Here is a 21,564-nt window from a genome sequence, read left to right as displayed (position 1 = left end):
ACGGCGGTGCCGCCCTTCGGGGAGGCACCGCCGTTTTGCGTGGGACTATTCGCGCTCTTCGTCCTCGCGATGCTCTTCGGGGTCGAGCGGAACCACCCGTTCGTCATCGTCAATGACGCCGGGTTCCTCGTCCCATTCTTCGTCCACCTCAAGATCCTCGCTGTAGTCGTAAGCGGGATCGGCCTCAACCGTGGGACGGTCGAGGTGGCGGTCGTTGGTTTCGGTGCTGTCCATGGTGCAACCTCCGTTCGACGTGCCGCTGAGCCCATCTCACAGGCACATGAGGCAGCCGGTCGACACGCTACCCCGCCCATTCGTGGACCCTGTCCATCCATCCCAGCACTGCCCCCTGCCGCGGTCAAGGCCCCGGGCGATGCTCCCGTTTTTGAGGCGCACCTAAACAGTCTGGTGAGGGTTGCCAGCCGAAAAACCGCGGAAATTGGCGGTAGAGTGGAGCCGCCATGAGGCGATGAAGCCCCGCCCCAGCAACCCAGGAGTCCCGGTGCACCCGCCCGCCAAACCCGCGCATCCAGACAAGTCCCGCCCAGACAACTCGCATCAAGCCAGTCCCTCGGACCTGAGCAGTCCAACTCAAGATGAAGCCGACCGCCCGGGCCGCCCGTCGTCGTCGGACATCAAGCGCTGGCGGCAATACTTGGCGGACGAGCGGGCCGAGGCGGCCGTGTACCGTCAACTCGCACAGCGCCGCGACGGCGAGGAACGCGCCATCCTCTTGGCCCTGGCTGAGGCCGAGGGCCGCCACGAGGCGCACTGGCTCAAACTCCTCGGGGAACACGCAGGTATGCCGAAGGCCGCCTCGATGCGAAGCCAAATGCTCGGCTTCCTGGCCCGCAACTTCGGATCAGTGTTCGTGTTGGCCCTCGCCCAAAGGGCTGAAGGGCGCTCGCCCTACGCAAAGGATCCGGCAGCGACCCGTGCAATGGCGGCCGACGAGCAGATCCACGAGGAAGTGGTCCGCGGTTTGGCGACGCGCGGCCGCAACAGGTTGTCCGGCAGCTTCCGCGCCGCCGTATTCGGCGCCAACGACGGGCTGGTCAGCAACCTTTCACTCGTGATGGGCATGGCAGCCACCGGCGTCCCCTCCACTGTGGTCCTGTTCAGCGGCATCGCCGGACTCCTGGCGGGTGCCCTGTCCATGGGTGCCGGCGAGTATGTCTCTGTCCGCTCGCAGCTCGAGCTCCTCAAGGCCACCCGCCCCACCCAAGCCACGCTGACCGCAGCGCCCGCCCTCGATATCGACCACAATGAGCTGGTCCTCGTGTATCTGGCCCGGGGCATGTCCCGCGAAGCCGCCGAACACCGGGCCGCGGAACGCATGGGGCTCTACAGCTGCGATTGCGATCCCAGCCTCTCCCTGCACCCCGAAGCGGAAGAAACCGTCAATGAGCACGAGGCCGTAGGCTCCGCCTGGGGCGCCGCGATCTCGAGCTTCTGCTTCTTCGCTTCGGGCGCCATCGTGCCCATCCTGCCGTTCATCTTCGGCATGACCGGCTTCGCGGCGCTTGCGTTGGCCGGTACGCTCGTAGGCATCGTGCTTCTGTCGACCGGCGCGGTCGTCGGCTTGTTGTCCGGAACCTCGCCGCTGACCCGCGGCCTCCGGCAGCTGGCCATCGGACTCGGTGCGGCCGGTGCGACGTATGGGCTGGGACTCGTCTTCGGCGCTGTGATCGGCTAGTAGCGCCGGGCCGGCCGGGGTGGCGGCACAAGGACTTGGGGGAAACTTGCATTCAAACTACGGGCACGACGGCGGGCCGCCGCCCAAGCGCCCCGGTACCGGGGCCGCGTTGTTCCGAAACCTGGTGGTCGTGGCGGTCGTCGCTGCCGTGGCCGTGTTTGTCAGCGGGTTCCTCCGCGGCGACCCCGGGATCACTGCTTTACTTCCGCACCTGGCCCCGACCGTCAACGGCACGCCAAAGGACCCGGGTCCGGACGCGTCTCCCGGGCAGGGGCAACAAAAAGCGGCCCGCGCGCCGGATACGCCCCCGCCCGGATTGGAGGAAGCCGGGCACCCGCTCGGCTCCCCCGCCAAGCCCGCCCAGGCCAGCAACTCCTACAAGTTCCTGGCCACCAACGCCGACGGCACCCCCGTGGGCTACTCACCGTGCCGGCCAGTGCACTACGTCGTCAACGCAGCCCTCGCCCCGGCGGGATCCGAGGGGCTCATTGCTGACGCCATTGCAAAGATTGCTGCTGCCAGCGGCCTCACTTTCGTAGACGACGGCGCCACCAAAGAAAACGCCGCCGAGAAGCGCAAGCCGTACCAGCCCGCGCTCTACGGCGATCGTTGGGCACCCCTGCTAATTTCGTGGACCACGCCCGAGGCGGCTCCGGCGTTAACAGGCTCCGTCATCGGAACTGGCGGCAGCACCATGTACAGTTTCGGCACCGGACCAAAGAGCTACGTCTCCGGGAGCATGGCTTTGGACGCCCCGCAGATCACGCAACTGCTGCGCAACGCCGGCGGCGCCCACTACGTCTCAGCCGTGATTCAACACGAATTGGGCCATGTGGTGGGCCTTGACCATGTAGACGATCCGATCCAGCTCATGTACCCGGAGATCGGCGCCCCGGATGGCTTGGCGGCCGGAGACCTCAACGGACTCTACAAACTCCACACGGCCCTGTGCCGCCCCGACTTGTAGCCCGTTCCAGCCGGACGGTGTAGATTCGTTCAGCTTCACTCCCCCACCCCCACTGGACATGCCCAGCCTTGATTCTTAGCAGTGGACATATCAGTACTATGTCCACTGGTCATGGCGAACGCGGGGCATGCTCAACGGACCTTTGGCATTATGTCCACTGGTCATGGCCAACGCGGAGCATGCTCAACGGGAGATCCGCACGCTGCTCTGGTTCGAGGTCCTACCCGTCCCGCCTCCAGTGTTTGGGCCACTTCACGTTCAACAGCAGCAATCCCAGCAAGAGCCCGTCAACGGTCATTACTCCCGCCATGAAGTAAGCCCAACCAATGATCATGGTTTGCTCACCAGCGCTCGGAGGCGCAGGGTGCGGGGATTCATAGGAACACGCATAGCAATCTCCTGACCCGGATCCCCCCAGTCAATCGATAGTCCACCAAGTGTGGCACGATGGCCCCCAAGAAGGAACGGCTTACACCGGTTGACGCGTCAGCCGGGGGTGAGGACGCAGAATTCGTTGCCCTCGGGGTCGGCGAGGCACACCCAGGGCACGTCGCCCTGGCCGACGTCGGCGTCCGTGGCGCCCAGCGCCCGGAGCCGGGCCACTTCTGCCGCTTGATCATCGCCGGGGTAAGGCCTCAGGTCGAGATGGACCCGGCCACACGAGGCATTCGCGGCGGGTGTTCGGACGAACTCCAAATACGGCCCGACGCCTATGGCCGAACGCAGCCGCGCAAAATTATCGGTCACCTGCTGCAGGGTCCAGTCCGTCGCCTCGCTCCAGAACCGGGCCATGGCCCGCGGATCCGTGCAATTGACCACCACAGCGGCGATCGGACCTGTGTCCCGGTAGATCGGCCGAGGCTCCAGCACGCAGAACAGGTTGCCCTCCGGGTCGGCCAGAACGCTCCACGGCACATTGCCCTGGCCGATGTCGGCGTGCGTCGCGCCCAGCTTTGTCAGCCGCGCCACAAGCTCCTCCTGATGGGCCGAAGAGGTGGTGGCGAGATCGAGGTGCACGCGGTATCTCACTGTTTCGGGATCAGGGACGGTGACGACGTCGACGCAGACGGCAACAGGGTCCGGCCCCGTGAAGCCTATGGGTTCAACATTGCTCACGCCGGGTCCTTCGCTGGAGATTTCCCAGCCGAGCGCCTCCGCCCAAAACCTGCCGAGAGCCGAGTCATCCCCGGCCTTGAAGTTCACTTGGACTAGTCGCAGCGCCATATTGCCCGATCCTATAACTGCGGGGTTAGCCTGCGACGACGGCGAGCGCCTCCTCGACGCTGTCCACCAGGAAGATCCGGTCCTCCATCACCTTCCCAGCGGCAAGGCTTTGCAACATGGGCCACGCAGGATACTTGTGCTCCCAATGGTCGCGTCCCACGAGGACCATGGGCGTGACGGTTTCGGGGGCGCCGTAGAAGTTCTCGCATGCATCCTGGAAAATTTCCTGGACTGTTCCGGCCGAGCCGGGGAGGAACACGATGCCTCCGTTGCACAATTCCAGCAGGATCGCTTCGCGCATGGAGTTGGCGAAGTACTTGGCGATGTGGGTGGCAAAGAGATTGGGCGGTTCGTGCCCATAGAACCACGTGGGGATGCCGAGCGACGTCGTTCCGCTCGGATAATGCCCGACGACGGCGGCCGCCGCCCGCGCCCAGGCCGTCACCGAGGGGCGGAACCCCGGCACGGTGGCGAGCGATTGCAGCGCGACGGTGAAGTCGTCGTCGGGCAGGCCGCTCACGTAAGCTCCCAGGTTGGCCGCTTCCATGGCCCCCGGGCCTCCACCGGTGGCCACGGTGAAACCAGACAGGGCTAAGAGTCGGCCCAGGCGGGCGGCGTCGTGGAAGTCCTGGGTTCCCCGTTGGGCGGCATGCCCGCCCATGACGCCCACGATCTTGCGTCCGGCGAAATCGCCGTTGCCCAAGAGATCATCGAGTGCATCCCCGATCGCGTGGTCGTGCAGGGCGGCGGCGAGGGTGGCGTCGAGGCTGGTCCGTTGCCCGGGCATGATGCTCCAGTGGTACACCTTGGCATCCAACGTGGATTCATATTCAGTGGAGTCGATGTCCTCGTACAGTTCCGCCGCGCTATAGAGGCTGCCCCGGTACGGGTTGAACGGCACGCCGCGCAGCTTGGGAAAGATGAGCGCGCCTCGGCTGCGCAGCGAGTCCTCCACGCCGTCGTCGAAGGTGCAGCCCAGGAAGATGGCGCCTTGGGGATCCAACCTCTGCAGATCGCTGCTTCGACCGCGCAGGTCCAGCGACTGCGCGTGCCAGCCGTGCATCGATACCGCACCGGAATCGAGCAGCCGGTCGAAGTGGGCGATGCTCTCAATGTCGAGCGTGCGTGGACTGGGGGTCAAAGCGCCGGACGGACTCATGGCATCAGCGTAAGCCCGGGGTTCCCGTTGCGCAGACCTGTCGGTCTCGGATCGGCACCCCTACCAACTCAGGAGCTCAGGAGCTCAGGACCACTCTTTTCCAGGGCGTGCTTACCGCGATGCCAACGCCGCAACGATGAAAATCAGCCACAAGGCAGTCACACCCACACAGATCCATCCGAGAACCTTTCCCGCGGTCGCCTTAACCCCGAGCGCCTCGGCCTTGGAAGCCTGAACGATGGCCAAGGGGCCGAAGACAATGCCCAAGACGAATATGCCAAGTACCCCAAATATCGTTGCCGTTGAGCGGTGGTTCATTCCCTGCGCATAGGACTGGAGTAGTGCGGCTGAACCAAGATCAGAGCGCCTCGACTTGTTGACAGCGCTCACAACGACCAGGACGATAACGACGGCCAGAGCAATGGGGACCAGGATCAGCACCCACGGTCCCTCAAACAATCTGCCCAATTGCATTCCCCCCAATACAGCCAGTCGGATCATTTTATTAGAAAACGATCATTAGGTACGCACCGGCCTCAGGCAGCGGTTCCGCAGACAACAACTGCCCGTTCCGTTGAACCTGAGCCCGCCGGAATACGTCTCATCAATGTGGCTGGCACATTCCGGCCACCGGACACGAGAAGCGGGAGCCAATCATGAAGAAGAGCCCCAAGACCTTGATGGTCATCCTTGCTACAGCCACCCTGATCGCCGTGACCGGCTGCGGGGCCTCCGGAACCGGCGGCCAAGGTACGGCATCGAGCCAGGCGTCCTCGAGCGCTGCGACGTCCGGCAACTCCCAGCAACTCACCATCACCATCAAGGACTTCCGCTATCAAGGGCCCGCATCCGTCAGCCCCGGCGCCAAGATCACCATCAAGAACGACGATGCCCAGGCCCACACCGTCACCTCGGACGATGGCAAGGCATTCGACGTCGCCGTTGATGGCGGGGGCGGAACCGCCCAGTTCACGGCGCCTGCCACACCGGGCAGCTACACCTATCACTGCGCGTACCACTCCAATATGCACGGAACCCTGATCGTGAAATGAAGGCCGGCGAAATGAGGACCAGCGATATGACAACCCGTGAACTGGCGCTGCGCAATCCAACGGACATCCTGCTGCGGCTGCTTGTTGTGGCGGCCTTGGTCATTGACGCCGTGGTGCACTTCGATCTTGCCCCGGGCTATCAACTGGCCGCCCCGGACGGAATCGGGCAGGGCAACTTGTTCCGCTTGCAAGCCGCAGCGGCTGTCCTGGTTGCCTTGTACGTCCTGGTGCGCGGGAGCCGCCCGGCGTACGCCGCCGCCCTGCTCGTGGCGGGCAGCGCGTTTGTCGCCGTCCTCATCTACCGATACGTCGACATACCGGCCTTTGGTCCGATCCCGGCCATGTACGAGCCCGTATGGTTCTTCGAGAAGACCCTCAGCGCGGTGGCCGAGGGCATCGGCGCGGTCTTGGCCGCCGTCGGGGTCTTCAGGCAAAGCAGCCGAGCACGCCGGCGCGGCGCCACTCAAGGCGTCCGACGCCGTAAGAACCAGGCCTGCTATCATCGGTAAAGCAGTATGTCCTATCAAGCGAACATGAAGGGACATGCATGCGATTTCCGGGACAGCCCCGGAATACGAGGGAGCATGCAATGGCGAATCAACTTGGCCTTAATATCGACCGTTCTTCCCCGGTGCCTTTGTACCATCAGGTGGTTCAGGGCATCGAGGCCGCCATCCACAGCGGAGCGTTGGAGCCAGGCAGCCGCCTGGATAACGAGATAGACCTCGCCGCCCAGCTCAATCTGTCCCGGCCCACCATGCGCAAGGCCATGGACGAACTCGTCCGCTCAGGGCTGTTGGTCCGCAAGCGTGGCGTCGGCACCCAGGTTGTTTCGAGCCAGGTCCGCCGGCCGCTGGAGCTCTCGAGCCTCTTCGACGATCTGACCAATAACGGCAAGAAGCCCACCACCCAGGTCCTCAGCTTTTCGCACATGGACGCCGACGCGGATACGCTGACGGCCCTTCAGCTTCCGGCCGGTTCCAAGGTGTACCACTTCACCCGCCTGCGCAAGGTGGGCGGGAAGCCCCTGGCGCTCATGGAGAACTGGGTCCGCGACGATATCGCCACCATGGACGAGGCCATGCTCGCCAAGGAAGGCCTCTACGCCATCCTCCGCCGCGGCGGCGTCAATTTCCGGCTCGCTTCGCAGCGGATCGGCGCCATGATCGCCAACGACTACCAGGCCCCGCTCTTGGAGACGGAGGTCGGCTCGGCGTTGGTCACCATGGAACGCACCGCCGTCGATGACACCGGACGCATGGTGGAAACCGGCAATCACGTCTACCGGGCCGATTCATACAGCTTTGAAATGACACTCGTACAGCGCTGACGCAAGGACTTTTCTTTATGGCGAACTGGGTCTATCCACTAGGAACAGCCAACGACGGCGACTGGGACATCTCGCTCGGAACCTCCGATTCCGCTCTGGCTGTCGAAGGCTGGGCCCACACCGGACTCAAGGTCGCCACGCTCGCCGCGGGCGCCGTCGTCGAACTCCCCGCCGCGGCTGAGGAGCGGATCATTGTGCCGCTCAACGGCGCCTTCGCCGTGACGGTCGACGACGTCGAGTATCCCCTTGCGGGGCGGGCGTCGGTTTTCCATGGGCCCAGCGATGTGCTGTACTCCGGCACGAACGCCGCGGTCACCATCAGTTCGCCCGACGGCGGCCGCGTCGCCGTCGCGACCGCCCCGGCCAAGGCGTCGTACCCCACAAGGCTGGTGACGGCCGCGGAAACCCCTGTCGAGCTGCGCGGGGCGGGCAATTGCTCGCGCCAGGTCCACAACTTCGGCACGCCTGCCACCCTCGAAGCCGACCGTTTCATCGTCTGCGAAGTCCTGACGCCCGCGGGTAACTGGTCTTCCTATCCCCCGCACAAGCACGACGAGGAAAAGGACGGCGAGACGCAGCTCGAAGAGATCTACTACTTCGAGACCCGTGTGGCTGGCGGCTCCGGCGCCCCCGCCCACGCAGATGCGGTCGGCTATCAGCGTGTCTATGCCTCCGACGACCGCCCGATCGATGTTGCGGCAGAGGTTCGGACGGGCGACGTGGTCCTGGTTCCCTACGGCTGGCACGGCCCGGCCATGGCCGCTCCCGGTTATGACATGTACTACCTGAACGTCATGGCCGGTCCGGGTCCCGTCCGCGAGTGGCTCATCAGCGACGACCCCCACCACGGTTGGGTGCGGCAAAGCTGGGACGGACAGGCCATCGACCCGCGGCTGCCGTTTGGCGCCTAGCCGGCCTACGCGTACAGCTCGGGCTTGGTATTGAGCTGGACCGAAACCTTCTCGCCCGACTTCTGGGCCTCGACGCCGGCCTCGCAGCACGCGGCGGTGGCGTAACCGTCCCAGGCCGTCGGACCGCCGATCTCGCCGCGGCGGGCAGCATCCACCCAAGCCTGGACTTCGACGTCGTACGCGGCACCAAAGCGCTCTTCGAAACCAGGGGTGACCTTGCCTCCCCAGCGGCCCGCGCTGCGGACGTAAGGACCGCCGTCGCCCCCGATGTTCACGATGCCGTCCTCGAAGGTGGCCTGGGTAGCGACTTCATAACCGAACTTCGCATTCACGTAGATTTCGACGTCGGCCAGGACACCGGACTCGGTCTCGATCAGGACGTGCTGGGGGTCGTGCTGGCCGTTCGGGGCGTTGCGGGTCGCCTTGCCCAGGCGCACCTGCACGGAAGTGATTTCCTCGCCCGTGAAGAAGCGGATGGCGTCGAACTCATGGACCACGGAGTCATTGATGAGCATCTCGTTGGTGAAGCCCGCGGGGGTGTCCGGGTTGCGGTGCTGGTGGTGAAGCATGAGCAGCTCGCCGAGTTCACGATCGCGGATCATCGAACCCAGGGCGGCGTATTCGGCGTCGAAACGGCGCATGAAACCCACCTGGATGCGCTTGTGGCCGAGTGCAGTTTCGGCCTGGACAACCTTCCAAGCGCTCTCGGCATCCGGAGTCAGCGGCTTCTCGCAGAGGATCGGGAAGTCCTTCTCGAGCGCCTTGTAGAGGATTTCCTCATGCAGAAAACCCGGTGTGGCGATCAGGACGGCGTTGACGTCGCCGTTGTTGAGGGCCTCTTCGGCGCTTGCGAGGGCGACGGCGCCGTCAATCCCTGCGATGGCCGCCTGCGCGCGGGCGAGGTCGACGTCGACGACGGCGGCCACTTCGGCGCCGTGGATGCGGCTGCTGAGGCGCTTGATGTGGTCAGCGCCCATGCGACCTGCGCCGATTACGGCCACGCGGAGAATGTCAGTCAATGTTCTGTCCTTAGCTAGTTGACGGCAGTGCGGGAGCCGCACGAAAGCAGGTAGTTGCGGGTGCGCTTGGCGATGGGCATGGGAACGTCGAAGGCCACGGGGTACATGTCCTGTTCCACGATGCCAAAGATCGGGCGGTTGAGTCCTTCAACGGCCTCGATGACGGCACGAAGATCCGGCAGGCCGCCCGGCGGCTCGGTCATGACGCCGGCCAGGTTCGCCGCTGCCCAGGTCATGTTTTCCTCGTTCACTTTCCTCAGGACGTCCGGGTTGATCTGCTTCAAGTGCAGGTAGCCGATGCGGTCCGGGTAGTTCTTGATCAGTTCCAGGCTGGACGCTCCGCAGTATTCCGCGTGCCCGGTGTCCAAGCAGAGGTTCAAGTACTGGGGATCGGTCTCTGCGAGCAGGCGCTCGATGTCCGCCTGGGCGCCGACGTGGGAATCTGCGTGTGAGTGGAATTGCTGCTTGAGGCCGAAGTCGTCCAGCAGCACTTTGCCCATGCGGTTGTGTCCGGCGAACAGGTCGTTCCACTGTTCATGGGAGAGCTCCCCGCTCTCCACGGCCTCGCCGGTGACGTCGTCGCGCCACATCGCCGGGATGACCACAATGTGTTCGCCGCCCATGGCCGCCGTCAGCTCGGCCACCTTGCGTGCCGGCTCCCATGCTTCCTCGTACTGTGCGGCGCCGCGGTGGAAGGCGGTGAACACCGTTCCGGCAGTGACCTTGAGATCGCGCTGCTGGAGTTCCTCGGCGAGGCGGGCAGGATCGTTCGGCAAATAGCCGTAGGGGCCAAGCTCGATCCACTTGTACCCGGACTCAGCCACTTCGTCCAGGAAGCGTTCCCACGGAGTCTGCTTCGGATCGTCCGCGAACCACACGCCCCACGAATCCGGGGCCGTGCCAATGATGAGTTTGTTTTCCGTCATTGCGGGCTCCTTAGTTGGAGGGGAAGTTGTAGGAGGCCCCGGAGGCGTGGGTAGGTTCCGGCCAGCGGGAGGTAACTACCTTGCCGCGGGTGTAGAAGGAGACGCCTTCGGGACCGTAGATGTGCTTGTCTCCGAACAGGGACGCTTTCCAGCCGCCGAAGGAATGGTACGCCACCGGGACGGGCAGGGGCACGTTGATCCCGATCATGCCCACCGTGACGGAGCGCTGGAACTTCCGGGCGTTGGCTCCGGAAGAGGTGAAGATCGCGGTGCCGTTGCCGTAAGGGTTGGAGTTGATGAGCTTGATGCCTTCGTCCAGGTCTTCGACGCGGACGACGACGAGCACGGGTCCGAAGATTTCCTCGGTGTAGGCGCTCATTTCGGTCTTGACGTGGTCGATCACGGTGGGCCCCACCCAGAAACCGTCTTCGTGGCCGGGGACCACGAGGTCACGGCCGTCCACGACCATCGCGGCGCCCGCAGCTTCGGCTTCGGTGACGATCCGTACGATGCGTTCCTTGGAGGCCGGCGTGATGACCGGTCCCATTTCGGCGTCGGGCTCGGTGCCGTTCTTGACCTTCACGGCGAGGGCGCGTTCCTCGACCTTCTTGACCAGCAGTTCCGCAGCATCGCCGACGGCGACCGCGACCGAGATGGCCATGCAACGTTCTCCGGCGGAGCCGAACGCGGCAGCGGCCAGGTGGTCGGCGGCGTTGTCGAGGTCGGCGTCGGGCATGACGATCGCGTGGTTCTTCGCCCCGCCCAGGGCCTGGACCCGCTTGCCGTGCTTGGTGGCGGTCTCGTGGACGTACTGCGCGATCGGGGTGGAGCCGACGAAGGAGATGCCGTCCACGTCCGGGTGGGTCAGCAAACCGTCCACGGTTTCCTTGTCGCCGTGCAGGACCTGGAACACACCGTCGGGCAGGCCCGCGTCCTTCCACAGCTTGGCCAGCAGCAACGAGGCGGACGGGTCGCGCTCGGAGGGCTTGAGGATGAAGGCGTTGCCGGTGGCGATCGCCATCGGCGCCATCCACAACGGCACCATGACCGGGAAGTTGAACGGCGTGATGCCCGCGACAACACCGAGCGGCTCGCGGAAGGAGAACACGTCGATGCCGGTGGAGACCTGGTCCGAGTAGTCGCCCTTGAGCAGCTGCGGGATGCCGCAGGCGAACTCGATGACTTCCAAGCCCCGGCCGATCTCACCCTTGGCGTCGGAGATGACCTTGCCGTGCTCCGCCGTGACCAGCTGGGCCAGTTCCTCCACGTGCGCCGCGACGAGTTCACGGAACTTGAACAGCACGGCGGTGCGCTTGGCCAGGGAGATGTCACCCCACTTCTCCGCCGCCGCCTTCGCGGCGGCGACCGTGGCCTCCAAGTCTTCCCGGTTGGCGAGCCGCAGCTCGGCAGAGACGGCACCGGTGGCCGGGTTGTAGACGGGCTGGGTGCGGTTGCCTTCGCCGGCGGTCTCAACACCGTTGATGAAATGGTTGATGGTGGTCAGGGTGGTCGTCAACGACATGTGGGGACTTCCTTGTCGGTTGCTTGGGGGTCAGCCGAGCAGCTTGCGCTGGCGGGACTTGTGGTCGGTGTAGGTCTTGAAGGCCTGCTGGGTGGATTCGAGTTCGGAGACCTGGGAGACGGGGACGTCCCACCAGGACTCGGAGCTCGGGGCGTCCAGCAGGGGGTCCGATTCGACGTGGATGACGATCGGCCCGGTCTCTTCCGGGGCAGCTTTCGCGTCGCGGATGGCTTGTTCGAGTTCGGCGATGGCCTTCTCGCCCGGTTCGATCCGGATCACCTTCGCGCCGAGGGATTCGGCGTTGAGGGCCAGGTCGATGGGCAGGTGCTCACCGGCGTCGAAACTGTGGTGTTCCTTGTCCAGGGCGCGGTACTGGGTGCCGAATCGCTGCGACCCCAGGGACTCTGAGAGGGAACCGATGGAGGCGTAGCCGTGGTTCTGGATCAGGACCACGATCAGTTTGATGCGTTCGGCGACGGCGGTGACCAGCTCGGTGTGCATCATCAGGTAGGAGCCGTCCCCCACCATGACCACGACGTCGCGGTCCTTGCCACCCGCTGCGGCCTCGGCCAACGCGGCGCGCTTGACGCCCAGGCCACCGGGGATCTCATAGCCCATGCAGGAGTAGGCATATTCGACGTGGTAGCCGAACGGGTCCCGGACGCGCCACATCTTGTGCAGGTCGCCCGGCAGGGAACCGGCGGCGCAGATGACAACGTCGGAAGCGTCCATCGCCCGGTTGGTGGCGCCGATGATCTCGTTCTGGGCCGGCAGCGGGCGGTGGCGGGTGTCGAAGGCTTCGTCCACGATGCCGTCCCAGCGCTTCTTCTCGGCCGCGATCTTCTGCTCGAGGTCCGCGCCGACGCGGTATCCACCCAGGGCTGCGTTGAGCTTGACGAGGGCCTTGCGGGCGTCGGCCACGATCGGCAGCGCGGTGCCGTGCTTGTACGCGTCGATCGGGGCGACGTTGATGTTCACGAACTTCACGTCGGGGTTCTGGAAAGCAGTGCGCGACGCCGTCGTGAAGTCCTCGTACCGGGTACCAATGCCGATGATCAGGTCAGCCTCGGCAGCGATGGCGTTCGCCGCCGTCGTGCCTGTGGAGCCGACGGCGCCGAGCGACAGCTGGTGGTCCCACGGCAGGACGCCGACGCCGGCCTGGGTGTTGCCCACCGGGATGCCCGTCAGTTCGGCGAACTTGGCCAGTTCGTCGTTGGCGAAGGCGTAGAGGACTCCGCCGCCGGCAATGATCATGGGCCGCTTCGCGGCACGGATGGCCTCAGCGGCGCGGCGGATATCGTCGTCGTCGGCTTCGGGGCGGCGGATCCGCCACTCACGCTCGGCGAGGAACTCTTCGGGGACGTCCAATGCCTCGGCCTGGACGTCCTGCGGAAGCGAAATGGTCACCGCGCCGGTCTCGGCCGGGTCAGTCAGGACCCGCAGGCCGTGGTGGAACGCCGAGAAAACCTGCTCGGGGCGGGAGACCCGGTCGAAGAACTTCGACAGCGGACGGAAAGCGTCGTTGACGGTGATGTCGTAGGCGTAGGGCAGCTCGAGCTGCTGCAGGACCGGGTCCGCGGCCCGGGTGGCGAAGGTGTCGGACGGCAGCAGCAGCACCGGGAGCCGGTTGGCGGTGGCCAGCGCCGCGCCCGTCAGCAGGTTCGAGGACCCCGGACCGATCGAGGTGCTGATCGCGAAGGTCTGCCGGCGGCGGGTGTGCCGCGCGTAGCCCACGGCCTGGTGCGCCTGCGCCTGCTCGTTGCGGCCCTGGTAATACGGCATGATGGCCGGGTCCACGGACTGGTACTGCTTGAGGGCCTGCCCGACGCCGGCGACGTTGCCGTGCCCGAAGATCCCGAACGTGCCCGGGATCAGGCGCGCCCGGTATTCGTTACCGCCGACGGTGTCCACCGTGTACTGCTTGGACAGGAACTCGACAACGGCTTGGGCCACCGTCATTCTGCGTGTTGACATGACTCTTACTCCGATACTTTCGCAGGTGTCTTCAGCGGCTCGGGTTTCTTCAGCGGCTCTGTCTTCTTCAAGAGCGATGCGGCCGTGGCCACGGCACCGGCCACGTCGCCGTCGGCCGGATACAAAAGGGTCCGTCCCACAGTCAATCCTTGGACTCCCGGGAGGGCAAGCGCAGCCTGCCAGCTGGCGAAAACCTCGTCCTGGCCCGCGTCCGGGTCCCCGCCCAACAGGACCGTGGGCAGCGTGGTCGCGGCCATGACGCGTTCCATCTCGGCCACGACCGGGAGCTTCATCCAGGTGTAAGCGCTCGTGGAACCGAGGCCCTGCGCAATCGCGACCGACTTGATCACGGCGTCGGGGGAAAGATCGTTGCAGACCTTGCCGTTCGCATCGCGGACGGACAGGAACGGCTCCACCATGGCGATCAGCTTGCGTGCTGCGAGGGAGTCCACCGCCTTGGCCGTGGCTTCGAGGATGTTGGCCGTGTCCGGATCCCCGAGGCAGATGCGGGCGAGCATCTTCCCGCCGTCGGCGCCCAAGGCATCCAGGGCCGCTGCGGTATGGCCCGTGAAACGGTCATCGATCTCGTTGACGAGCCCCGCAAGGCCGCCGCGGTTCATCGAGCCGAACACAAGCTTGCCTTCAAGGGCACCCAGGAGGAGCAGGTCGTCCATCATGTCCGGGCTCGCGAGCACGCCGTCCACGGCGGGATTCGCCAAAGCGATCCGCAGCCGGTCCAGCAGGTCCCTGCGGTCAGCCATCGCCTTCGGGTCGTTGCCAACGGCCAAGGCACCACGTGCCGGGTGGTCGGCGGCCACGATGAAGTTCTGGGTCCCGTACTTCAGGCCCGGGTGGCGGCGACGTGCGGCGGCGGCGCGGGAAACGGCGTCGGGATCTTCCAAACGGATGGCAGTCAGGTGCTCGTACCGGCGGGGGTCATCATTGAAACTCAACGTGCTGCTCCTTCGGAAATGGCTGCGTGAGAGGTGCCATCGGGCGTCAGGCGGCCGCGCGCTGCAAGCAACGAGGTGACCTCCTCCGGCGTCGGCATCGCGTCGGCGCACGAGACGCGGGAGGCGACGATCGCACCTGCGGCGTTGGCGTAGTCCAGGACCTGGGCCAAGGGCCAGCCCGCCAACAATCCATGGCAGAACGCCCCGCCGAAGGAGTCGCCCGCACCGAGGCCGTTGACGGTCTGCACGGTGACCGGGGCGGACACGACGCGCTCGGTGCGGGTCTTGGCCATGACGCCGTCGTGGCCGAGCTTCACGACGGCGATCTCGACGCCGGCCGCCAGAAGGCGGTCCGCCTGCTCGTCCGGGGTTCCTTCGCCCACGGCAACGGCACATTCCTTGTCATTGCCGATGGCCACGGTGACGTGCGGCAGGATCTTGGCGATCTCCGCACGGGCCTCATCCTCGGAAGCCCAGAACATCGGCCGGTAGTCGAGGTCCAGGATGGTGTACTGGCCCTCTTTGAGTCCTTTTCGGGGGCGGGCTTCGTGCGCCGTGATGTGCGCCTCGCGGCTCGGCTCCTGGCACAGGCCGGTCACCGTTGACCAAAAGATCCCGGCGTTCCGGATGGCTTCGAGGTCGAGCTCTTCGGCCTTGATCTGCAGGTCCGGCGCCGTCGGGAACCGTCCGTAGAAGTACAGCGGGAAGTCGTGCGGAGGTTGGATCGCACAGAAGGTGGCGGGGGTCTGGAGGCCCGGTACCGGGGTCACGAAGGAGTCGTCAACGTTGAACTTGCGCAGTTCCCGGTGCAGGTAGACGCCGAAGGGGTCATCGCCTGTACGCGTGATCACGCCGGAACGTCGGCCGTGGCGGGCAGCGGCAACAGCCACGTTCGACGGCGATCCACCGAGGTACTTGCCAAAGGACTGCACATCTTCCAGTCCGACCCCAATGTCGTTCGGGTAGATATCGACGCTTATGCGCCCGATGGTGAGCAGTTCGTGGGTCACGGTGATCGCGGACCTTTCTGTAGTGAACTCTTCTCGAGGGGACGGTGAGAGCTCCAGTGCTGTGCCAGCCCGCCCATGGGCAGGGACACAACCACTACTTTGCCACCAGAATCAATGTCCTGTCAAAAGTTTGTACTGACATATTTACAACGAAACGTGATGGTTTGATTCGGCGACGGATTGGGTCTGGATCCGCGCCAAATCGCCCGAGTTACCGCGCGGGAGCGGCAAGCTCTGCAGTGACATGCGGGGCGGCCGGCCCGAAAAGATTGATCATTCGCAACGCTTTCAACATACCCGGAAACGCACCCTCGCCGTCGACATCCCGCTCGCTAACCCGGGCGGAGTTCGCAGCCTAGTGGACGTCGATTCGAACGCAGGCCGCCCGCCTTCCTCTGCGCAGTTTGTCCTAACATACTAACGGCCCGAAGCGCCCCAACCCCCACTCACCTCTGACCGCCAAACCCCAACCCCCACTCACCTAGGTGGGCGGGTCGGACCAAAGACGCACCGGTCGTGACCGGCGCGTGGCAAGAAGGGCCGACGTCGCATTCTGCTGGATCATTCGGTCCGCCGACAGCGCAGGTCCCGCGGTTTCGCTACTCTGCGGTTGGTCCATTCGAATGATTGAGCAGAATGTCATAGACGGGATATCGAGCCCAAAAGACCCACGCTCGCCCACCAAACCTGACCGGGCGTCGCAAGCGAACCCACCAAACCTGACCGGGCGTCACAAGAAAACCCACCAAACCTGACCGGGCGTGCCGTTAAACAACGACGGCGGCTGTCACCTCCCAGGGGAAGGTGACAGCCGCCGTCGGGCGTGCTTTTGGAACTACAGGGCTGCGTAGACCTCGCGGAGGAGCTTGGCGGTCTCGGACGGCGTCTTGCCGACCTTCACGCCTGCGGCTTCGAGGGCTTCCTTCTTGGCCTGGGCCGTGCCCGCGGAGCCGGAGACAATGGCGCCTGCGTGGCCCATGGTCTTGCCCTCGGGAGCGGTGAAGCCCGCGACGTAGCCGACAACCGGCTTGGTGACGTTGGCCTTGATGAAGTCGGCTGCGCGCTCTTCAGCGTCGCCACCGATTTCACCGATCATGACGATCGCCTTGGTCTCCGGGTCAGCCTCGAAAGCGGCCAGGGCGTCGATGTGCGTGGTGCCGATGATGGGGTCGCCGCCGATGCCAATCGCAGTGGAGAAGCCAAGGTCGCGCAGTTCGTACATCATCTGGTAGGTCAAGGTACCGGACTTGGAAACCAAGCCGATGGGGCCCTTGCCCGTGATGTTTGCCGGGGTGATGCCAACCAGGGCTTCGCCCGGGGTGATGATGCCGGGGCAGTTCGGGCCGATGATGCGGGTGATCTGGTTACCGTCGGCGTCCACCGTGGCCTGGGCCAGTGCCCAGAACTCGGCGGAGTCCTGAACCGGCACGCCTTCGGTGATGACGACAACCAGGCCGATGCCTGCTTCGATGGCTTCAACCACGGCGGCCTTGGTGAATGCCGGCGGAACGAAGACGATGGAGACGTCGGCGCCGGTTTCCGCAATGGCTTCCTTGACGGTGCCGAAGACGGTGATTTCCTTGTCGCCGTGCAGCACCGTGGTGCCTGCCTTGCGGGCGTTGACGCCGCCGACGATGTTGGTGCCGGCCTTGAGCATCAGGGCGGTGTGCTTGGTGCCTTCGCCGCCGGTGATGCCCTGGACGATGACCTTGGAGTCTTTGTTGAGGTAGATAGACATAGTCCTGCGTCCCTTACTTAGCTGCGTTGGCGAGCTCGGCGGCCTTGTCGGCGCCCTCGTCCATGGTGGCTGCCAGGGTAACCAGCGGGTGGTTGGCCTCGGCAAGGATGCGGCGGCCCTCTTCGACGTTGTTGCCATCGAGACGGACAACCAGCGGCTTGTTGGCGTTGGAGCCGAGCTCGGCCAGTGCGCCGACGATGCCCTTTGCCACAGCGTCACACGCGGTGATTCCACCGAAGACGTTCACGAAAACGCTCTTGACCTGCTCGTCGCCGAGAATGACGTCCAAGCCGGCGGCCATGACCTCAGCGGAGGCTCCACCGCCGATGTCCAGGAAGTTGGCCGGCTTGACGTTACCGTGGTTCTCGCCTGCGTAAGCAACGACGTCGAGGGTGGACATCACAAGACCGGCGCCGTTGCCGATGATGCCGACCGAGCCGTCAAGCTTCACGTAGTTGAGGTCCTGCGCCTTGGCCTTTGCCTCGAGCGGGTCAGCTGCTTCCTTGTCCTCAAGTTCGCTGTGGTGGACGTGGCGGAAGCTCGCGTTCTCGTCCAGCGAGACCTTGCCGTCAAGCGCAACGATGTCGCCAGCGCCGGTCTTGACCAGCGGGTTGACCTCCACCAGGGTTGCGTCTTCCTTCTTGAAGACGTCCCAGAGCTTCAGGATGACGGAAGCAACCTTGCCGCGCAGTTCTTCGGAGAAGCCGGCAGCGTCGACGATTTCGTCGGCCTTGGCCTGGTCGATGCCGACGGCTGGATCGATGGCCACCTTGGCGAGCGCCTCGGGACGCTCCACGGCAAGCTGCTCGATTTCCATGCCGCCTTCTACCGAGCACATGGCCAGGTAGTTGCGGTTCGCCCGGTCCAGCAGGACGGAGAAGTAGTATTCCTCAGCAATGTCGGCGCCCTGGGCGATCATGACCTTGTTGACGGTGTGGCCCTTGATGTCCATGCCAAGGATGTTGGTAGCGTGCTCAAACGCCTCGTCGGCGGACTTTGCGACCTTGACACCGCCGGCCTTGCCACGGCCACCGACCTTTACCTGCGCCTTGACGACGGTCACGCCGCCAATGTTCTCGGCAGCAGCCTTTGCTTCTTCAGGAGTGTGCGCCACGATGCCGGCGAGCACGGGTACACCGTGCGCTTCGAACATATCGCGCGCCTGATATTCAAACAGGTCCACGGTTTAGTGTCCTTCTACGTCGAAGTAGGTTTCGGTACAGCCGGAAACCACGGTGACCGCGACATCCGACTGCGGATAGGTGCGCATCGCGCGGCCGCCAGGCAACCGGTCACATTACGCAAGTTCCTCTCGGAACTTTAGCCCCCCGGGGAGGGCAGCCGGTTCTACAGTACCCGTTAAGTGAGTAACCACACACTTCTATCAGCCGTAGAAAAACCGCTATATGACGCGGTTTTCCGGCCTATCAGCCGCTACGAATCCAGTTTGGTCAGCGGCGCGTAACGCAACAGCAGCCGCTTCTCACCGACGTCGAACTTCACCTTCGCCACGGTCTTGTCTCCGGCACCTTCGACGCCGATCACGGTGCCGTTGCCGAAGCTCGTGTGGTTCACCTTGTCGCCCACGACGACGGCGATCACTTCCTTCTGCGGTTGGACCCGATTGCGTACGACGGCGGCCGGCACGTCGGCGTCGAAGCCCGCCGTAGCGCTGGCTGCAGCCCCGCGGGAGGTACCCGCTCCCCAGAAGGAGCCACCGTAGCGTCCGGAATCGATGGGGGCATTGCCCCAGCCGCTCACTTGCCGGGAGGTGCCTTCGCGTTTCCACTCCACGAGTCCGGTGGGAATCTCTTCGAGGAATTGGCTGGCAGGGTTGTACTGGCTCTGGCCCCACATGCTGCGTACTTCTGAACGCGTCACGTAGAGGCGCTTCCGTGCGCGGGTGAGGCCTACGTAGGCCAGCCGACGCTCTTCTGCCAATTCCTTCGGATCGGTTGCGGACCGCTGATGCGGGAACAGCCCGTGCTCCATGCCGGTCAGGAAGACCACGGGGAATTCCAGGCCCTTGGCTGTGTGGAGGGTCATGAGCGTGACCACGCCCATCCGTTTGGCCTCCGCGACGGCGGCGGCAGCGTCCTCGGAGGATCCCTCGGGAGCGTCCGGGATCTGGTCGGCATCGGCTACGAGGGAGACTTGCTCCAGGAACTCACCCAGTGAGCCTTCGGGGTTGTCCCGCTCGTATTCGCGGACCACCGCCACCAGTTCGGCGAGGTTTTCCACACGGGATTCGTCCTGGGGATCGTTACTGGCACGGAGCCCGGCAAGGTACCCCGTCTGTTCCAGTACGGCTTCCAAAGCTGCGGCGGCCCCGGATCCCGAAGCCACTTCGGCCAGGTCATCCAGGAGTTTCACGAAGCCGAGAACCGCGTTCACGGAGCGGGTGGCCATGCCGGGAGCCTGGTCCGCCTTGCGGGCCGCAGCCATGAACGAGGTGCGCTCCCGCTCGGCGAGGGCGGCCACGGCGCCTTCAGCACGATCGCCGATTCCACGCTTGGGTTCGTTGAGGACCCGACGCAGGTTGACGTCGTCGTCCGGGTTCACCAGGACCCGAAGGTACGCGAGGGCGTCCTTGATTTCCTTGCGCTCGTAGAAGCGGGTGCCGCCCACCACTTTGTACGGCAGCCCCACCCGGACCAGGACGTCTTCAATGGAACGGGACTGGGCATTGGTGCGGTAGAAGATCGCGACGTCGCCGGGACGCAGTCCTTCCTCGTCCTGGAGCCGGTCGATCTCCTTGGCGATGAACTGGGCTTCGTCGTGCTCGTTCTCCCCCACGTAGCCGATGATCTTCTCGCCGTCGCCCTCGGCCGTCCAGAGTTTCTTGTCCGGGCGGTTGGGATTGCGCGAAATGACTGAGTTGGCCGCGCTCAGGATGTTCTGGGTGGAGCGGTAGTTCTGCTCCAACTTGATGGTGCGGGCTTCCGGGTAATCCTTTTCGAATTCGACGATGTTGCGGATGTCCGCACCGCGGAACGCGTAGATGGACTGGTCTGAGTCGCCGACGACGGTCAGCTCGCTCGCCTGGGGACCCTCACCGACGATTTCGCGGACCAATGCGTACTGTGCGTTGTTGGTGTCCTGGTATTCGTCCACGAGGACGTGCCGGAAACGCCGCCTGTAGGACTCGGCGAGCGCCGGGAAGGCCCGGAACATGTAGACCGTTTCGGCAATGAGGTCATCGAAGTCCAGTGCGTTGGCTTGGCGGAGCCGCTGCGTGTAGCCCTTGAACACCTCAGCCACGGCCTGTTCGAAGGGCTCGTTGTGGTTGGCGGCCGACGCGAAATCGTCGGCGTCGATGAGCTCATTCTTGAGGGCCGAGATCTTGTGCTGGATCGCTTTGGGCGCGAACTTTTTGGGGTCAAGGTCCAGGTTCTTCGCCACGAGGGTGATGAGGCGCAGGGAGTCCGCGGAGTCGTAAATGGAGAAGTTGGAGTTCAGGCCAACGTTGGCAGCCTCGCGGCGCAGGATGCGCACGCAAGAGGAGTGGAACGTGGAGATCCACATGGCCTTGGCGCGGGCACCTACGAGGGCTTCGATGCGTTCCCGCATTTCCGCGGCAGCCTTGTTGGTGAAGGTGATGGCCAGGATTTCGCCGTGGTGGGCACGCCTGGTCGCGATCAGGTACGCGATGCGGTTCGACAGCACCCGGGTTTTGCCTGAACCCGCTCCCGCGACGATCAGCAATGGGCTGCCGGCATGTTTGACGGCTTCCTCCTGCTGCGGGTTCAACCCTTCGAGCAATGCCTCCGACGCGGGCAGACCCGCATGGCTGCCTTCCCGCCCGCCGTCGGGCGCGCCGCCCCAGGACGCAGGCCCACCAGATCCAGATCCACCGGGCACAGGACCGCCAGGCACAGCCCCACCAGACACAGGGCCGCCGGACGCGGGACCGCTTCCGGCGCGTGCAAGCATGGCCGGTGCGGCCTTGGCGGCAGCTCGGCTTGCCGCTTTGAAGGGGCCATCCGCGTACGGGTCAAACAACATATCCATGGTGTTTACCAGTCTAGGCGGTGCCCCTGACACTGATGGACCGGCACGAATCTCCTCCGGGGCCGCGTCAAA

At 64.8% G+C, this 21,564-nt stretch carries 19 protein-coding genes; 6 read left to right on the top strand and 13 right to left on the bottom strand.

Features of this window, described 5'->3' with window-relative positions; all coding sequences use genetic code 11:
• Positions 1-45: 45 nt before the first annotated feature.
• Entirely contained in the window at positions 46-234 is a 189-nt protein-coding gene (locus tag L0B83_RS07560; protein ID WP_234757792.1) for a hypothetical protein, read from the bottom strand.
• A gap of 268 nt (positions 235-502) precedes the next feature.
• On the opposite strand from L0B83_RS07560, the gene L0B83_RS07555 reads away from it, so the two are divergent.
• Positions 503-1,696, top strand: coding sequence for a VIT1/CCC1 transporter family protein (locus L0B83_RS07555; RefSeq protein WP_372461169.1), 1,194 nt, complete (start codon positions 503-505; stop codon positions 1,694-1,696).
• 46 nt (positions 1,697-1,742) lie between these two features.
• A complete protein-coding gene (locus L0B83_RS07550; RefSeq protein WP_372461168.1) occupies positions 1,743-2,663 on the top strand; it encodes a matrixin family metalloprotease in 921 nt (306 codons plus the stop codon).
• A 486-nt stretch (positions 2,664-3,149) separates the two neighbouring features.
• On the opposite strand, the gene L0B83_RS07545 is transcribed toward L0B83_RS07550, so the two are convergent.
• The 3 genes from L0B83_RS07545 to L0B83_RS07535 all read right to left on the bottom strand — a co-directional run bounded on the left by L0B83_RS07545 (position 3,150) and on the right by L0B83_RS07535 (position 5,487).
• A complete protein-coding gene (locus tag L0B83_RS07545) occupies positions 3,150-3,887 on the bottom strand; it encodes a VOC family protein (protein WP_234757791.1) in 738 nt (245 codons plus the stop codon).
• A gap of 25 nt (positions 3,888-3,912) precedes the next feature.
• Positions 3,913-5,046 carry an LOG family protein gene (locus L0B83_RS07540; RefSeq protein ID WP_234757790.1) on the bottom strand — a complete coding sequence of 378 codons (1,134 nt, stop codon included), beginning with the start codon at positions 5,044-5,046 and terminating at the stop codon, positions 3,913-3,915.
• Between the two features lie 111 nt (positions 5,047-5,157).
• Positions 5,158-5,487: a hypothetical protein gene (locus tag L0B83_RS07535; protein ID WP_234757789.1), complete on the bottom strand. Its 330-nt coding sequence runs from the start codon at positions 5,485-5,487 to the stop codon at positions 5,158-5,160.
• A 215-nt stretch (positions 5,488-5,702) separates the two neighbouring features.
• Here L0B83_RS07535 and L0B83_RS07530 point away from each other — a divergent pair, with 215 nt between their 5' ends.
• The 4 genes from L0B83_RS07530 to iolB all read left to right on the top strand — a co-directional run bounded on the left by L0B83_RS07530 (position 5,703) and on the right by iolB (position 8,339).
• On the top strand, positions 5,703-6,098 hold the full coding sequence (locus L0B83_RS07530) for a cupredoxin domain-containing protein (RefSeq protein WP_234757788.1): 396 nt from the start codon (positions 5,703-5,705) through the stop codon (positions 6,096-6,098).
• A gap of 26 nt (positions 6,099-6,124) precedes the next feature.
• Entirely contained in the window at positions 6,125-6,607 is a 483-nt protein-coding gene (locus L0B83_RS07525; RefSeq protein WP_234757787.1) for a hypothetical protein, read from the top strand.
• 80 nt (positions 6,608-6,687) lie between these two features.
• Positions 6,688-7,428 (top strand): GntR family transcriptional regulator, encoded by a 741-nt coding sequence (locus L0B83_RS07520; protein WP_234757786.1) that lies wholly within the window; start codon positions 6,688-6,690, stop codon positions 7,426-7,428.
• A 17-nt stretch (positions 7,429-7,445) separates the two neighbouring features.
• A complete protein-coding gene (iolB, locus tag L0B83_RS07515; RefSeq protein WP_234757785.1) occupies positions 7,446-8,339 on the top strand; it encodes a 5-deoxy-glucuronate isomerase in 894 nt (297 codons plus the stop codon).
• 5 nt (positions 8,340-8,344) lie between these two features.
• Here the strand turns inward: iolB and L0B83_RS07510 are convergent, their stop codons facing one another.
• The 9 genes from L0B83_RS07510 to pcrA all read right to left on the bottom strand — a co-directional run bounded on the left by L0B83_RS07510 (position 8,345) and on the right by pcrA (position 21,492).
• Positions 8,345-9,358 (bottom strand): Gfo/Idh/MocA family protein, encoded by a 1,014-nt coding sequence (locus L0B83_RS07510; RefSeq protein ID WP_234757784.1) that lies wholly within the window; start codon positions 9,356-9,358, stop codon positions 8,345-8,347.
• Positions 9,359-9,372: 14 nt separating this feature from the next.
• The gene (locus L0B83_RS07505; RefSeq protein ID WP_234757783.1) at positions 9,373-10,284 is read right to left on the bottom strand and encodes a sugar phosphate isomerase/epimerase family protein; all 912 of its coding nucleotides are present in this window, start codon (positions 10,282-10,284) and stop codon (positions 9,373-9,375) included.
• Positions 10,285-10,294: 10 nt separating this feature from the next.
• Positions 10,295-11,806, bottom strand: coding sequence for a CoA-acylating methylmalonate-semialdehyde dehydrogenase (locus tag L0B83_RS07500; protein WP_234757782.1), 1,512 nt, complete (start codon positions 11,804-11,806; stop codon positions 10,295-10,297).
• 30 nt (positions 11,807-11,836) lie between these two features.
• On the bottom strand, positions 11,837-13,765 hold the full coding sequence (iolD, locus tag L0B83_RS07495) for a 3D-(3,5/4)-trihydroxycyclohexane-1,2-dione acylhydrolase (decyclizing) (protein WP_234757814.1): 1,929 nt from the start codon (positions 13,763-13,765) through the stop codon (positions 11,837-11,839).
• 20 nt (positions 13,766-13,785) lie between these two features.
• The gene (locus L0B83_RS07490) at positions 13,786-14,733 is read right to left on the bottom strand and encodes a Cgl0159 family (beta/alpha)8-fold protein (RefSeq protein WP_234757781.1); all 948 of its coding nucleotides are present in this window, start codon (positions 14,731-14,733) and stop codon (positions 13,786-13,788) included.
• Positions 14,730-15,743: a 5-dehydro-2-deoxygluconokinase gene (iolC, locus tag L0B83_RS07485; RefSeq protein WP_234757780.1), complete on the bottom strand. Its 1,014-nt coding sequence runs from the start codon at positions 15,741-15,743 to the stop codon at positions 14,730-14,732. Before iolC ends, L0B83_RS07490 begins: the two co-directional genes overlap by 4 nt.
• A gap of 835 nt (positions 15,744-16,578) precedes the next feature.
• Positions 16,579-17,481 (bottom strand): succinate--CoA ligase subunit alpha, encoded by a 903-nt coding sequence (gene sucD / locus L0B83_RS07480; protein ID WP_234757779.1) that lies wholly within the window; start codon positions 17,479-17,481, stop codon positions 16,579-16,581.
• A gap of 13 nt (positions 17,482-17,494) precedes the next feature.
• Positions 17,495-18,664 carry an ADP-forming succinate--CoA ligase subunit beta gene (sucC, locus tag L0B83_RS07475; protein ID WP_234757778.1) on the bottom strand — a complete coding sequence of 390 codons (1,170 nt, stop codon included), beginning with the start codon at positions 18,662-18,664 and terminating at the stop codon, positions 17,495-17,497.
• A gap of 251 nt (positions 18,665-18,915) precedes the next feature.
• Entirely contained in the window at positions 18,916-21,492 is a 2,577-nt protein-coding gene (gene pcrA / locus L0B83_RS07470) for a DNA helicase PcrA (RefSeq protein WP_234757777.1), read from the bottom strand.
• Between the last annotated feature and the right edge of the window lie 72 nt (positions 21,493-21,564).

This window comes from Arthrobacter alkaliphilus (genome assembly GCF_021483235.1).
Lineage (GTDB): Bacteria > Actinomycetota > Actinomycetes > Actinomycetales > Micrococcaceae > Arthrobacter > Arthrobacter alkaliphilus.
The sequence above is the reverse complement of the archived record's forward strand: the minus strand, read 5'-3'. Positions and strand labels throughout refer to the sequence as shown.

What these genes read in the sequence shown, in the direction of transcription:
- L0B83_RS07520 (WP_234757786.1), top strand. Translation starts at nt 6,688, where the DNA reads ATGGCGAATCAACTTGGCCTTAATATCGACCGTTCTTCCCCGGTGCCT.
- L0B83_RS07525 (WP_234757787.1), top strand. Translation starts at nt 6,125, where the DNA reads ATGACAACCCGTGAACTGGCGCTGCGCAATCCAACGGACATCCTGCTG.
- pcrA (WP_234757777.1), bottom strand. Translation starts at nt 21,492, where the DNA reads ATGGATATGTTGTTTGACCCGTACGCGGATGGCCCCTTCAAAGCGGCA.
- L0B83_RS07540 (WP_234757790.1), bottom strand. Translation starts at nt 5,046, where the DNA reads ATGAGTCCGTCCGGCGCTTTGACCCCCAGTCCACGCACGCTCGACATT.
- iolD (WP_234757814.1), bottom strand. Translation starts at nt 13,765, where the DNA reads ATGACGGTGGCCCAAGCCGTTGTCGAGTTCCTGTCCAAGCAGTACACG.
- sucD (WP_234757779.1), bottom strand. Translation starts at nt 17,481, where the DNA reads ATGTCTATCTACCTCAACAAAGACTCCAAGGTCATCGTCCAGGGCATC.
- L0B83_RS07530 (WP_234757788.1), top strand. Translation starts at nt 5,703, where the DNA reads ATGAAGAAGAGCCCCAAGACCTTGATGGTCATCCTTGCTACAGCCACC.
- L0B83_RS07505 (WP_234757783.1), bottom strand. Translation starts at nt 10,284, where the DNA reads ATGACGGAAAACAAACTCATCATTGGCACGGCCCCGGATTCGTGGGGC.
- L0B83_RS07560 (WP_234757792.1), bottom strand. Translation starts at nt 234, where the DNA reads ATGGACAGCACCGAAACCAACGACCGCCACCTCGACCGTCCCACGGTT.
- iolB (WP_234757785.1), top strand. Translation starts at nt 7,446, where the DNA reads ATGGCGAACTGGGTCTATCCACTAGGAACAGCCAACGACGGCGACTGG.
- L0B83_RS07500 (WP_234757782.1), bottom strand. Translation starts at nt 11,806, where the DNA reads ATGTCGTTGACGACCACCCTGACCACCATCAACCATTTCATCAACGGT.
- L0B83_RS07545 (WP_234757791.1), bottom strand. Translation starts at nt 3,887, where the DNA reads ATGGCGCTGCGACTAGTCCAAGTGAACTTCAAGGCCGGGGATGACTCG.